The following is a 12,934-nucleotide window of genomic DNA, read 5'->3' as shown; positions in this document are numbered from 1 at the left end:
AACTATGAGCAGCAAAATCATTATCTCCCTGCTTTGCGCTGGCGCCCTGTGGCTCGCCGCCTGTTCGCCTTCCCCTAAAAAGGAAGCGGAAAAGGAAACTGCGGGCGAACACGAAGAACATGCACACGAAAATCCCAATACCGTTTCGTTTACGGCGGAACAGGTCAAATCCATCGGGCTGACCACCGGTTCGCTGGAAACCAAACAGCTCACGGCATCCCTGAAAACGAACGGCGTGCTGCGCGTTCCGAACCAGAACAAGGCCATCGTCAATTCCCTGTACAGCGGCGTCATCCGTTCGCTGCTCGTGCAGCCGGGGAATCCGGTGAAAAAAGGACAGGTCATCGCCACCATCGGCAACCCTGCCTTCGCACAATCACAAAGTGAATACCTGACAGTGCAGACGCGGATCAAACTGGCGGAGCAGGAATTGAACCGGCAGCGCGAACTGACGGCCGGTAACGCCGGTGCGCTGAAGAACCTCCAGGCGGCGGAAGCGGAGCTCAAAACCCTGCAAACCCAGCAATCGAACCTGGGCCAGCAGCTCCGGATGATGGGCATCGAACCTTCGGCAATCTCCAACGGGAAACTGGTGTCGGAACTGGCGGTGCGCAGCCCCATCAGCGGCGTAGTGAGCAGCGTGGGGGTGCAGATGGGCAGTTATGTGGACCTGACGTCGCCCATCGCGGATATCGTCGACAACAGCCAGCTGCACCTCGATCTGTTCGTGTATGAAAAAGACCTGTCGAAGCTCCGCAACGGCCAGGTGATCCATTTCACGCTGACGAACAACCCCGGAAAGGAATACGACGCGGAAATCTTCTCGCTCGGCTCTACGTTCGAAGGCGAAGCGAAAGCGGTGTCCGTTCACGCGAAGGTGAAAGGCGACAAAACCGGATTGATAGACGGGATGAGCATTACCGCCATCATCAGCCTCGAAAAAGCCAGCGTGCCGGCCGTGCCTACGGAAGCGATCGTGAACCACCAGGGACAGGATTTCGTTTTCATCGTGACGGATGCGCACACGGAAGATGAGCATCACGACGAAAAAGACCACGGGCATTCGCACGGCGAAGGCGAAGCGCACGACCATAAAGAGGAAAAGCCCGCCGCCACCGGCGATGGCCTTACGTTCGAGAAGATACCCGTCGTGAAAGGCACTACAGACATCGGTTATACGGAAATTACCCTGCTGAAGGAAATCCCCGCCAACGCGAAAATCGTCGTGAAAGGCGCGTTTTTCGTGCTGGCGAAAATGACGAACAAGGGAGAAGCCCATGCGCACTAGCGCGTGGCTTCCCGGATTACATGACTTTAACAGCAAATCCCATGAATGAATCGAAACCGGCTGCCGTAGCGGCTAAGGAAGAATCGCACGAAGGGCACTCGCATGGCGGGGCATTCGGGAAGAACACGGAACTGATCTTCTCCCTGCTTTGCGGGGCGCTGCTGGGGATCGGCTTCGTATTGTCGCGGTTTGGGAACGCTCCGGATTTAGTGCCGATGGTGCTATATATTGGCGCGTATTTCTTCGGCGGTTTCTATACCGCGAAAGAAGCCGTGCAGACCATCGCCAAAGGGAAGTTCGAGATCGATTTTCTCATGCTGGTAGCCGCCGCCGGCGCGGGATTCCTGGGCAGTTGGGCCGAAGGCGCCTTGCTGCTGTTCCTGTTCAGCCTCGGGCATGCGCTGGAACATTTTGCCATGGAGCGCGCCCGCAAATCCATCGCCGCATTGTCTGACCTGGCGCCTAAAACGGCGCTGCTAAAACAAAACGGGGATACGAAGGAAGTGCCGATCCATGAACTGAAACTGGGAGACGTGATCGTGGTGCGCCCGAATACGAAGATCTCCGCAGACGGGTTCATCGTAAAAGGCAGCAGCAGCGTGAACCAGGCGCCCATTACCGGCGAAAGCATGCCGGTAGACAAGAAAGCCGCGCCCGACCCGGAGATGCCCGTCGAAAAGGCGGCTTCGCTGGACGCGGAATACAAGGTATTTGCGGGCACCATCAACGGCAACGAGCTGCTGGAAGTGAAAGTGACGAAGCTGGCGGCGGATTCTACGCTATCGCGGCTGATCAGGCTCGTCAATGAAACGCAATCGCAAAAATCCCCCACGCAGCTGTTCACCGATACATTCGAGAGATTCTTCGTGCCTGCCGTCCTCATCCTCGTAACGGCGCTTTGCTTCGCGTACCTGGTAGTCGACGAGCCCTTCAGCAAAAGCTTCTACCGTGCCATGTCGGTGCTCGTGGCCGCAAGCCCCTGTGCCCTGGCCATTTCCACGCCCAGCGCCGTGCTCAGCGGCGTGGCGCGCGCGGCGAAAGCCGGCGTGCTGATCAAGGGCGGCGGGCCATTGGAAGACCTCGGCGCCCTGGAAGTGCTGGCTTTCGATAAGACCGGCACGCTCACGGAAGGCAAACCCAAACTGACGAAGATCGTTCCGCTGACGGGCATGTCCGAAACGGAATTGCTGAAGATCGTGGTGGCCGTAGAATCCCTCAGCGATCACCCCATCGCAAAGGCGATTTCGCGGGACGGACGGGAACGGCTGATGGATGAACCGATCCCACCCGCGCACGACCTGGAAGCCGTACTGGGCAAAGGGATCAAAGCCGCCCTGGGCGATGATGCGATCTATATGGGCAACATGGCGCTGTTCCAGTCGCTCGACGATGCCCCGCCCGGCGCATCCGTCGCGGAGAAGGTCTCCGCTTCCGAAAAGGAAGGGAATACAACGATGCTGGTGCGCCGCAACCGGGAATACATCGGCATGATCGCGGTGATGGACACCCCGCGCCCGGAAGCCCGGCAGGCGCTGCAGGCGCTCAAGGCCGCAGGTATCCGCCGGATGGCCATGCTCACGGGCGATAACGGGGAAGTTGCAAAGGCGGTGGCGGAAGCTGTGGGCGTGACGGACGTATATGCCAACCTGTTGCCCGAGCAGAAAGTGGAAGTGATCCAGCAACTGACGAATGACGAAAGTAAGATAGCGATGGTCGGCGACGGCGTGAACGACGCGCCCGCCATGGCGAAAAGTACGGTGGGCATTGCCATGGGTGCCGCGGGCAGCGATGTGGCGCTGGAAACGGCAGACATTGCGCTCATGGGCGACAAGCTCTCGCTCCTGCCCTTCGCGATCGGGCTGAGCCGCCAGGCCCGCAAGATCATCCGGCAGAACCTGGTGATCAGCCTTGGCGTGGTGGCGGTGTTGATCCCGCTCACGATCCTGGACATCGCGTCTATCGGCCCGGCAGTGATCGCGCACGAAGGGTCTACGCTGGTGGTGGTGTTCAATGCGCTGCGGCTGCTGGCTTACAAGTGGGGCCAACATGGGCCGGAAAGTCAGCCGAAATAGCAGCTGCACGGTACACGTAGCAATAAAAGGAGATTTTTCCTGCGTTGACTATAGGAGGAACGAACGAGAAACGAACAAGAGACGAAGGAAAATACCGTCAACCTACTTTTTTTAAGGATAATTATCTTGATGGGACATAATTTGCCGGGAATGCCTGTGCAAATCAAGCCGCACTGCATCTTCATCCCAAAAATCCCTATGTTTTTCTCCTGTTTTCGGCCCATGTTTGTGACGGTGATGATATTATGGCTGACCCATCCCGCCCTTGCCCAGGCGCCCCGTTTTGCGTCGGACAACCCGATGCGCTCGGGGTTGGATTCCGCGGTGGACCAGCGCGTACAGCGGTATTTGAAGGATGAGCGGGCGGTGGGGCTTTCTCTGGGCATCCTCATCAACGATAAACCCTATTTCTACAATTACGGTGAAACCAAAGTGGGTAATCACGAGCTTCCCACGGAAAATACGATCTATGAAATCGGTTCCATCACCAAGACCTTTACCGGCATTCTGCTGGCACAAGCGGTGCTGGACGGGAAATTGGGGCTGGAAGACGATATCCGCAAATACCTCCCCGGCCAATGGCCCAACCTGGCCTTCGAGGGAGTCCCCATCCGGGTGAGGGACCTCAGTAATCATACGGCCGGCGTAACGCGGATTTTCCGCAACCTGTGGGACCGGCCCGCATATGATTCCCTCAATCCCCTGCACGACTATACCCGCGCCATGCTGTACGAAGGCCTTCACGCGATGAAGATGGATACGTTCCCCGGGAAAATATCTTCCTATTCCAACATGGGCGTCGCTTTACTGGGAACAATGCTGGAAGACGCCTATGGCCAATCCTGGTTTGCGCTGGTGTCGAAAAACATCCTGCAGCCGCTCGGCATGAAAAGCACCCGCATCGACGTAACGGGCGTTCCCGCCAGCGCCATCGCATGGCCGCACAACGACCGCCGGGAAACGGTGCCCCTGTGGGATATGGCGTACCTGCCGGCTATGGGATCGCTCCGTTCCACCATCCGCGATATGATGGCGTACCTGCAGGCCAACAATACGGCTGCTTCCCCGGCCATCGCGCTGTCCCATCAACCCACTTATACATCTGAAAAGGAAAGCCTGGGTTTGAACTGGTTCCTGCCCACTTCGCCGGATGGCCACCCCATGCTTGAACATGCCGGGGGAACAGGCGGCTCCCGCAGTTCGCTGGACTGCTTCCCAACCCTGAAATCCGGCTTTATCATCCTCACGAACAGTCTCGCCAACCGCAAAGACCTTGAGAAGGAACTTGTAGCCTTGGTGACTGAAAAGGCCCGTCCGTAACATATCCGACACTAACTGCACAACGAAAAAAGGTGGCGCTGTGGCCACCTTTTTTTATGGACCGGACCGCAGGCACCGGCCTATTCGGGTACTTATATCGTGTATAGTAATGACCGGCATTTTCGTGTAACCGTTGCCGGTGCGGCATTTACAGGGAATCAATAACTTCTGGTTATGGGGGATTGCAATTAGTCATTTCCTTTCTATGCAATTGCAATACATATTTGCAACACGGAAATCAGGAAATAAGGAAACTGACCATTCGACACGGCGCCGTTTGTTGACCATTCTTTCAGTGACCCACCTGCAATTGTATGCAACAAAAACGCAACCATGATGATGAAGCATTCTTGGCTGCCGGGCTCGATCCTACTGATCGCCACGATCGTTGCCGGCAGTGAATACGCAAAAAGCCACAGTAAACAATTAGCGATCGACCGTGAAATCGCCGCCTACAAAGCCTCCCTGCCTGCAGACACCGTCTGGAGGGGATGGAACAAATACCAGATCCCCCGCGGCACCGAGCACGGAGAACTGATATGGTACGGCGCGCAGCTTATCGAAAACACATCGAAGTACCTGGGCCCCGAGGGCACTGTACGCCGCATCACCAACGGCATGAATTGCCAGCATTGCCACCTCGCAGGCGGCACCATTCCCTTCGGCAACAACTTCGGGAAAGTGGCCGCCACCTACCCCCAGTTCCGGGCGCGCAACAACGGCGTGCAGTCCATCTACGACCGTATCAACGATTGCCTGGAGCGAAGCCTCAACGGTTCCGCGATGGATAGCTCCACCCGCGAAATGCAGGCCATCAACGCCTACATCCGCTGGCTGGGCGAAGATCTCCCGAAAGGTACCGTGCGCGGCGGCACCCGCCTGGCGAAGCTCCCCTATCTGAAACGCCCTGCATCCCCCGCCGCCGGGCAACGCGTTTACAGCGCCAACTGTCAACGCTGCCATGGCGCAAACGGAGAAGGCCAATTCAACGCTGATGCATCCGGCTACACCTATCCGCCCGTTTGGGGGCCACACAGCTTCAACGACGGCGCCGGCCTTCACCGGCTGGGCAATATGGCGGGTTTCGTGCGGAACAACATGCCCCACGGCGTCGATTACCACCAGCCATTGCTGACCGTCGAGGAAGCGTGGGACGTAGCCGCGTTCATCAACAGCCAGCCCCGTCCGCATAAAGATCAGCGGGCGGATTGGCACGACATTGAAAAAAAGCCCGTAGATTACCCGTTTGGCCCGTATGTGGATTCCTTTACGGAGGAGCAGCATAAGTACGGTCCGTTCGGCCCGATAGAGATCGCGCGGGAAGTTTGGAAAGCAAATCATCACACATCAAAATGAGAATTATGAAACAATTGGCAATGCTCTTCCTGGGTTTCGGCCTGTGTATGGGAACAGCGATGGCGCAGCAGGAAAATTCACCCGTTTTGCAGAAGAACGCGGCGTACACGGGCGCTAAGGCGAACGGCAAGAAGTACCGTGTCGTTTATCAGCTCGACAGTAACGAACCGAAGATCATCGAAAAAACGATCCGCAACATCAACAACGCCCTCACCGACCCCCGCCTCGCCGGCAAGCTGGAAGTGGAGCTGGTGGCCTTCAGCGGCGGTACGGACGCCTACCTGCTGTCTGGCAAATACCTGGAACCGATCAAGGCATTGGCGGAGAAGGGCGTTATCGTTGCCCAGTGCAGCAATACCCTCCGTGAACGCAAAATAGACCGCAACCTGTTATTCGATTTCATCGCCCTCATTCCCAGCGGCAACGGCGAACTGATCATCCGCCAGGCGGAAGGCTGGGCTGTCATCAAACCATAAAAGAAAAAACCATGCGAAAATACATACGGAAAATAACGGCGGCCGCGCTACTGACGGCCGCCGAAGGCCACGCCTTTGCCCAGGAATACCGGTTCGATCCGCCCTGGAACACGCCCCCGGAAAGCAAAGTGATGTTCACCGTGCCGGGCGTAGACAATGTGCCGGATCTGTTCGGGGACATCAACGATCCCCAGCTCGTGATCTTTTTCGCGGGGAACCAGTTTATGGTGATAGACGATCTGCTGGCGGCTTTCAAAAAAGCGCATCCGCAATACCAGCGCATTTTCGCGGAAACCCTCCCGCCCGGGATCCTCGCCAGGCAGATCGAAGGCGGATCTATCACGATCGGGAATATGCGCATCACCCTGCAACCCGACGTTTACACCGCCGGTAAAACCCGCATCGACCAGATGGCCGATAAATTCTCGGATACCGTTACCTACGCTTACAACAAACTCGCCATCATGGTGGCCAAGGGCAATCCCAAGGGCATTCACGGATGGAAAGACCTCGCCCGCAAAGACGTCCGCGTGAGCATGCCCAACCCCGCCTGGGAAGGGATCGGCCGGCGCATCGAGGAAGCGTACGTGAAAGCGGGCGGTACCACGCTGAAAGACCGGATCATGAAAGATAAGGTGGCAGACAGTTCTACTTACCTGACGCAGATCCATCACCGCCAGACGCCCATGCGCATGCTGTACGGCACCAGCGATGCGGGCCCGGTCTGGTATTCGGAAGCGCACTACCAGCGCATGATCGGCCACCCGGTAGAGATGGTTACCGTGCCCGACCAGGAAAATATCAGGGCCACTTATATGGCCGGACAGCTGAAAAACGCGCCCCATCAACAGGCGGCAGCGGATTTCATGCGGTTCCTGACCAGCGAAACCGCCCGGGGGATCTACCGGAAATACGGATTTACGTCGGGAGGACAATGACCCGAAAACAGCAAAGGGAGCCGCGTTGGCTCCCTTTGTCATTATTTTAACCGGTGACGGATTACTTGGTCAGTGAAGCGGATGCTTCGTCCAGCAATGCTTTCGCTGCGTTCAGTTCTTCGTTCCAGCGGGTGTTTTTAATGTCGCTCAGTTTGGCGATCGCGGTCTGAAGGGCTTTCAGGCGTGTGGTGTCGTTCTTTTCTTCGAGCTTTTTCTTCACGATCTGGATTTTCTCATAATCCTGGATGCCCTCGATCATGCGCTCGTAACGGATGGAGCTGCGGGCCTGGGGGTACACGATGTACGTGTCGCCTGCAGGCCATGTCCGGAACCGGGATTCCACCAGCGGATTTTCCACCCAGGAATTGAATGCCCAGCGCAATACGCCGTCGTACCCCGCTGCTTCGGCATACCAGCCCATGTAAGCGGATTCCGCGGGCGCGGAAAAGGTGAACTGGTTGGGGAAGCGGTTGCCGCAGTAAACGTAGAACGTCGTGTTCAGGCCTTTGGCGCGGCGCTCCGCGAGGTCTTTCGGATCGATGGGGTGCTGCACGGCCGTGCTTACGTTATCGCTGTTGGTGTAGCGTTTGTAGGTTTGCTGGTTGTCGGCATACGCAACGCCCAGTTCCGGTGCCACTTTGGCGATGAGGTCGAACGCGGCGCCCATTTCATCTTTATTCCGCTCGTCCAGCGCGATGTTCGTGATGTCCAGCCATCCTTTCTCTTTGAGGTGTTTGGCGAAATCTTTCAGGAACGGTTCCCACATTACCCGGAAAGTTTCGGTGCCGGGTTTGGCAACTACGTCGATGAACCTGCCGGTTTTTGCGTCTTTATAATGGATTTCGTTGTTCCAGGGCACGATGGAGTAGCAGTCGATCATCTGGCGGATGCCGAGGTCCATCATGAAGGAGATCCACCGGTCGAACACGCGGTAGTCGTACGACCAGGCGCCGTTCGCTTCTTTCGTCCAGATGATCATATCGGCATATGGATCGAGGGTTTGTACGTGCCAGGGATCTTTGTTCAGCGTGGCGGTGATCACTTTCTGCCCGGCGTCGGCGAGCATTTTCATCTGCGGTTTCATGGCTTCGAAGTGTTCGTCGCTCCACATGGGCAGGTTATTGACACGGGCCACGGCAGAGGGGTGCTGCCATTGGTCGAGGTGGAACTTCCAGTCGGAAGCTGGCGGCAGCACGAGGTCGATCACCTCGAGCGCGATGCTCAGTTCCTGTTTTTTGCCTTTGTCGGACGTGATGGCGACTTTAGCGGAATAGGTGCCTTTGTCTGCGTTCGCCGGTATGTCTATCGTGATCCAGACCGGGCGGGTTTTGTTTTTCTCGAGGCTGAAGGACGATAGATCGTCCAGCATATCGGGCGAAAGCGATGCCGGGAAGTCGCCGTTCTTGCGATAGCCGCAACCGGGGCCGTATTCGTCGGTCATCACGTACCTTTCGAACCGCGCGTACCCGATGGGCCCGAGTTGCTGGCCGTTTTTGGAGACGAAATCGCCTACCTGCACTTTCACGTTGGGAATAGAATCGCCCGTCCACAGTACGATCTGTGCGGAAATGCGCTCGCCTTTCCAGCCTTTGAGCTTGATGCTGCTGGAGGTTTTTACTGCGGGCACCTCAGATTTGGCGTATCGCTTGTCGAGCGAGGCGAAGGAGGCGTGCAGACCGGATTTTACGGAATGCCAGGCCGCTTCGTTGACCTTAACGGGGTCCGGCGCTTCGATGAATGTTTGTCCCTTATCCCATTGCTGCTGGCTGTAACCTGCTGTGGCCACCGCTGTGAGGGCGCCGAAGCAAATGAATCGGTACATCTGTCGTCTTGCGTTCATTAGATTAAATTGGTAAATAATTGGATGAAGTTTCGTTTAAAGCTAATAAAACTTGTTTTTTATTGCAATTGATTTCGATTGGCGGTAGGATTTTGCCGATGAGCGCAGATGGTTGGGATAAATTCCCGGGCATGCATCCGCTGTAAAGCATTAAAAAAGCTAACTGCCGCAAAGACAAAGCATAGTTAATACGGCCATGCCCGGAGTGTCGCGGAAAATCCTCACCTGCTCATTCCCCTGCTGTTTGATTGATAAACTTAATATGCAGGTTTACAGTTAATTGCAGCTGCAAGCCCGCCGCTGGTACTGTTTTCGCGGTGACTATTCCATCCACCAATACGCAAGCTTATGTCTGGTTACCACGAAAACAAGGAATGCATCGATCTCTGCCTGCAATGTGCGGCCGTTTGCAACCACTGTGCGAGCTCCTGCACGCAGGAACCCGATGTGGCGCATATGGCACGATGCATCCAGCTCGATATGGAATGCGCGGCCATCTGCTACGCCGCCGCACAATTGATGAGCCTTGGCAGCAGCCAGGCCACCATGATCTGTACCATTTGCGCGGATATGTGCGAAGCCTGCGCGGATGAATGCGAAAAACATGATAACGAGCATTGCCGGGAATGCGCCCGTATTTGCCGGCGTTGTGCGGAAGCCTGTCGTGCCATGAACGAACGGTAGGATGAAATAGCCCAAATTATTGTCGTCCTCCGGTTGCTTCACCGTTCCACCATCCGGTTCAGCGCGAGCAAATCCTGGATCGCATCGCCGATGGTATTGTTGAAATAAACGAATACTTCTTTCCCCTCCCGCCTCCAGGCACGGATTTGCCGGCATCGGAACCGCAGGTGCGCAGGGCCATACCCGCCTTTGTAATCACCCGCAGGGCCATGAAATCGCAGATAAACGAATGGCGCCGCGGGATTCAGTCGCTCGTTGGCCGACCGCGGCATATCGTGCAACACGATGCTGCATCCCATGTTATCCGCCATGGCAAATGTTTCTGCGTTATACCAGGACGCGTGCCGCAGTTCCAGTGCGATCTTCCAACCAGAACCTTCCGTCTGTACCAAATGGATCAACCGTTCGATTTTCTGCAAATGATCCACCCCGATCGACGGCGGCAACTGTATCAGCAAACAGCCCTTCTTCTCCCCCGCTCCCGCGATGGCCTGCATAAAACGATGCACGTCTTCATCGCTGTAGGCCAGGTCTTTCACATGCGTGATGCCGCGCCACAGTTTGAAGGTAAATGTGAAATACCGGGGAACTTCTTCCACCCAACGTTTCACCGTGCCTGCCATGGGAACGGTGTAAAAAGAACGGTTGATCTCGATACTGTTGAAGAGGGATCCGTAATATGCCAGTCTTGTTTTATCACGGAATTCCGGCGGAAATGCCTGTTTATTGGGGACGGGCAGCACAAGGCCGCTGGTGCCGGAATGGAATTTTCCTGTCTGCTTTTCCTTCATGACGGGCTGGTTTGTAGGGAATTGCAGCAAAAAGGGTTCCGGAATGAAAATCGTCATGGGAATGGAACAGCGGGGGCTTAAAAATCCGCATAATCCCTGGTACCCGTCAGCTCCGCCCACCGGGCCGACAACAGTTTCGCATAGTCCAGCGCCGGCAATCCATATGTGCCCAGTGAATACCCGTCGTTGGCTTCCACCAAAAGCGTTTCGCCCTTGTCGGTTACGCCGAAATCGAGCGCAAATGCTTTTGGTGCGTTCTGGTAACTATGCAAGGCGTTCTCAATGACGGCCGGGTCGAAATGCAGGCGCCAGTCGCCGCGGTAACGGCGGACGTCGAGAATTGTACCATACCGGACGAAGCATCGCCACTCCGCCAGGAAATGAACGGGCTCGGCGCAGAGAATGTCCATGTCTTCCTGGTAATCGTAACAGCCGATCAAATCCCTTTCGCAGGAAATCAACTTTCCTGTAAAGGACTTCGACCGGTGCAATGGTTTGATGAAAATGTTGAAAGATGGCCCTTTCGCCACCGTATGCATCGTGGAAACCCAGATCTTCCGGCCCAGGAACGCCTGCAGGGAATCGGGATAGTCCAGCGGAGCGGGCACTTCGATATTGAACTTCCGCAATGATGCATGCACATCGCTGATATTGCCTACCACTACATTGTCTGGTTCGTTATCCGCAATCGCCGCCGCATCCCTGAAAAATACAGTTTCCCATCCTAATTGTTGAAAACCATCATAAGCGGCAAATGAGTTGGAGTTGGAACATTGATGCTGTGCGGCAGTCTGGATGTATGCTTTCATGCCGCTAAGATAATGATCCTCCCTTTTGCATTCAATGTATCAACCCCTCCAGCCCAGGCCTGTTCATCAAACCGAGGAATACCGTCCTGTCGATCGTTTCCATCGCACCACTGCTGCTCCGGCGGAATTGCCGGCCGTTGAGGAAGGGGAAGATCATCGCCAGCGTATCGTCCGGCATCCCGCGGATCGTTTCCTGCACCACGGTATCGATCGTTATACCGGGCCGTTCGTTTTGCAGGAAAGCCCAGGCATGGCCGTCTTCCACCATGAAGATGTCCCGCAGCAAGCGGTTCACATGCATGCGCTGGTCTGCCCGCAACAGGAGCCCCGTGAACGTATGGGTGGCGTCCATGATGAAAGTGTGCGTGGATTCCTGCTCGTATTGCCCCCGTTCGTTGAAACCGGTGAGCCGGCTCAGGGTAAACGTGCCTGCTGTGGCGTAGATGCTGGAGCGGAGTTGCGGATCGTCGGCCGTCATGATCTGGTCGTTCTGCGGTTCGAAAAACACGTAGGAATGAATGTCTGCGGGGTTGTCGGCGATCTGTACGGCGTTGAAGGCATGTCCCGGAACGGTGGCGATGAAAATGGTGATGTGGAACTTCTGCGGCACGGTGCCCACGTCTATCTGCGCGAGCGACGACATCCGCGCCGTCGTGGCTTCGTCCATCCTGGCAGCCGATGTGTACCGGGCGTACATCTGCGTGGCAAAGCCCTGGCAGACGTTCTCGAAAGTCTGCAGCGCGGTAGCCGTAGCTTCGCAGCTCCCGCCCGAACTGGCGCCGCCGGTGCGGTACGGGCGGCAGTTCGTTTGGTCGAAATGAAGGATGAACCGGAGGAAATTGATCTTCGCGGAAGGGCCGTTCAGCACGGGCCAGATGGGCCTGCTGTCTTGCCAGGCCTGCACGGTAGCGGAATAATTGCGGGAAGTCCAGGCGTCGTGGTTCAACACGTACACAGGGTCGCTCAGGTGATAAACGATCTCGGCAGTGGATAGCCCGTCTTCATCCGTTAACCCGTGCGAGCGGCGGTATTCTTCCGCGATGCCTTCATGCATGGCGCCCGTATCTTCCGGAACGCGCTGCAGCAACTGGGCTTGTGGCGCCACCGGTGCGGCGGGCGCGAAAAAGGATGCGCCGGCGGCCGGGAAAAATGGCGCGGGCGTTTTGGGCTGTACCTGTGGTGTGGCGGTGGCGGGGTTGTTTTTCATGTCAGGAAAGATGGATGGAAAGTAATGCGGGGCTGATCCTGCCTATCTGGAAAATGGGGCTTGTTATCGGGGCTGCAACGCACAAATATTACGAAATTCCGGGCAGGCGGCCAAATCGGCTGCGGCGATACGGCAGATTTCCTACATTTGAGA

General features: G+C 56.4%; 11 protein-coding genes. 7 read left to right on the top strand and 4 right to left on the bottom strand.

The features are described from left to right. Nucleotides 1–4 precede the first annotated feature (4 nt). The 6 genes from ACQKLP_RS14465 to ACQKLP_RS14440 all read left to right on the top strand — a co-directional run bounded on the left by ACQKLP_RS14465 (nt 5) and on the right by ACQKLP_RS14440 (nt 7,450). Nucleotides 5–1,288: an efflux RND transporter periplasmic adaptor subunit gene (locus ACQKLP_RS14465; RefSeq protein WP_427323453.1), complete on the top strand. Its 1,284-nt coding sequence runs from the start codon at nt 5–7 to the stop codon at nt 1,286–1,288. A gap of 41 nt (nt 1,289–1,329) precedes the next feature. Continuing rightward, nucleotides 1,330–3,360, top strand: a complete 2,031-nt coding sequence (locus ACQKLP_RS14460) for a heavy metal translocating P-type ATPase (protein WP_427323452.1) — start codon at nt 1,330–1,332, stop codon at nt 3,358–3,360. Between the two features lie 237 nt (nt 3,361–3,597). Then, nucleotides 3,598–4,680, top strand: coding sequence for a serine hydrolase domain-containing protein (locus ACQKLP_RS14455; protein WP_427323451.1), 1,083 nt, complete (start codon nt 3,598–3,600; stop codon nt 4,678–4,680). Nucleotides 4,681–5,016: 336 nt separating this feature from the next. Further along, complete coding sequence (locus tag ACQKLP_RS14450; protein WP_427323450.1) at nt 5,017–6,036, top strand: c-type cytochrome; 1,020 nt, start codon at nt 5,017–5,019, stop codon at nt 6,034–6,036. 5 nt (nt 6,037–6,041) lie between these two features. Next, the gene (locus tag ACQKLP_RS14445) at nt 6,042–6,512 is read left to right on the top strand and encodes a DsrE family protein (RefSeq protein WP_427323449.1); all 471 of its coding nucleotides are present in this window, start codon (nt 6,042–6,044) and stop codon (nt 6,510–6,512) included. A gap of 11 nt (nt 6,513–6,523) precedes the next feature. Further along, the gene (locus tag ACQKLP_RS14440; RefSeq protein ID WP_427323448.1) at nt 6,524–7,450 is read left to right on the top strand and encodes a molybdate ABC transporter substrate-binding protein; all 927 of its coding nucleotides are present in this window, start codon (nt 6,524–6,526) and stop codon (nt 7,448–7,450) included. Between the two features lie 61 nt (nt 7,451–7,511). Here ACQKLP_RS14440 and ACQKLP_RS14435 read toward each other — a convergent pair whose 3' ends face one another. After that, entirely contained in the window at nt 7,512–9,290 is a 1,779-nt protein-coding gene (locus ACQKLP_RS14435; RefSeq protein WP_427323447.1) for a glycoside hydrolase domain-containing protein, read from the bottom strand. Nucleotides 9,291–9,638: 348 nt separating this feature from the next. Between ACQKLP_RS14435 and ACQKLP_RS14430 the strand changes: the two genes are divergently transcribed. Further along, complete coding sequence (locus ACQKLP_RS14430) at nt 9,639–9,974, top strand: four-helix bundle copper-binding protein (protein ID WP_427323446.1); 336 nt, start codon at nt 9,639–9,641, stop codon at nt 9,972–9,974. 38 nt (nt 9,975–10,012) lie between these two features. Here the strand turns inward: ACQKLP_RS14430 and ACQKLP_RS14425 are convergent, their stop codons facing one another. The 3 genes from ACQKLP_RS14425 to ACQKLP_RS14415 form a co-directional block, all read right to left on the bottom strand. Then, the gene (locus ACQKLP_RS14425) at nt 10,013–10,765 is read right to left on the bottom strand and encodes a DUF72 domain-containing protein (protein ID WP_427323445.1); all 753 of its coding nucleotides are present in this window, start codon (nt 10,763–10,765) and stop codon (nt 10,013–10,015) included. Nucleotides 10,766–10,842: 77 nt separating this feature from the next. Continuing rightward, the gene (locus ACQKLP_RS14420) at nt 10,843–11,574 is read right to left on the bottom strand and encodes an ATP-grasp domain-containing protein (protein WP_427323444.1); all 732 of its coding nucleotides are present in this window, start codon (nt 11,572–11,574) and stop codon (nt 10,843–10,845) included. 31 nt (nt 11,575–11,605) lie between these two features. Beyond that, a complete protein-coding gene (locus tag ACQKLP_RS14415) occupies nt 11,606–12,781 on the bottom strand; it encodes a hypothetical protein (protein ID WP_427323443.1) in 1,176 nt (391 codons plus the stop codon). Nucleotides 12,782–12,934: the final 153 nt, after the last annotated feature.

This window comes from Chitinophaga sp. NPDC101104, from assembly GCF_050277495.1.
Classification (GTDB): domain Bacteria; phylum Bacteroidota; class Bacteroidia; order Chitinophagales; family Chitinophagaceae; genus Chitinophaga.
Note: the sequence above shows the minus strand (reverse complement) of the source record. Positions and strands in the feature narration are given on the sequence as shown.

Excerpts from the sequence above, each read along its gene's own strand:
- ACQKLP_RS14465 (WP_427323453.1), top strand. The coding sequence starts at position 5 with ATGAGCAGCAAAATCATTATCTCCCTGCTTTGCGCTGGCGCCCTGTGG.
- ACQKLP_RS14460 (WP_427323452.1), top strand. The coding sequence starts at position 1,330 with ATGAATGAATCGAAACCGGCTGCCGTAGCGGCTAAGGAAGAATCGCAC.
- ACQKLP_RS14455 (WP_427323451.1), top strand. The coding sequence starts at position 3,598 with ATGATATTATGGCTGACCCATCCCGCCCTTGCCCAGGCGCCCCGTTTT.
- ACQKLP_RS14450 (WP_427323450.1), top strand. The coding sequence starts at position 5,017 with ATGATGAAGCATTCTTGGCTGCCGGGCTCGATCCTACTGATCGCCACG.
- ACQKLP_RS14445 (WP_427323449.1), top strand. The coding sequence starts at position 6,042 with ATGAAACAATTGGCAATGCTCTTCCTGGGTTTCGGCCTGTGTATGGGA.
- ACQKLP_RS14440 (WP_427323448.1), top strand. The coding sequence starts at position 6,524 with ATGCGAAAATACATACGGAAAATAACGGCGGCCGCGCTACTGACGGCC.
- ACQKLP_RS14435 (WP_427323447.1), bottom strand. The coding sequence starts at position 9,290 with ATGAACGCAAGACGACAGATGTACCGATTCATTTGCTTCGGCGCCCTC.
- ACQKLP_RS14430 (WP_427323446.1), top strand. The coding sequence starts at position 9,639 with ATGTCTGGTTACCACGAAAACAAGGAATGCATCGATCTCTGCCTGCAA.
- ACQKLP_RS14425 (WP_427323445.1), bottom strand. The coding sequence starts at position 10,765 with ATGAAGGAAAAGCAGACAGGAAAATTCCATTCCGGCACCAGCGGCCTT.
- ACQKLP_RS14420 (WP_427323444.1), bottom strand. The coding sequence starts at position 11,574 with ATGAAAGCATACATCCAGACTGCCGCACAGCATCAATGTTCCAACTCC.
- ACQKLP_RS14415 (WP_427323443.1), bottom strand. The coding sequence starts at position 12,781 with ATGAAAAACAACCCCGCCACCGCCACACCACAGGTACAGCCCAAAACG.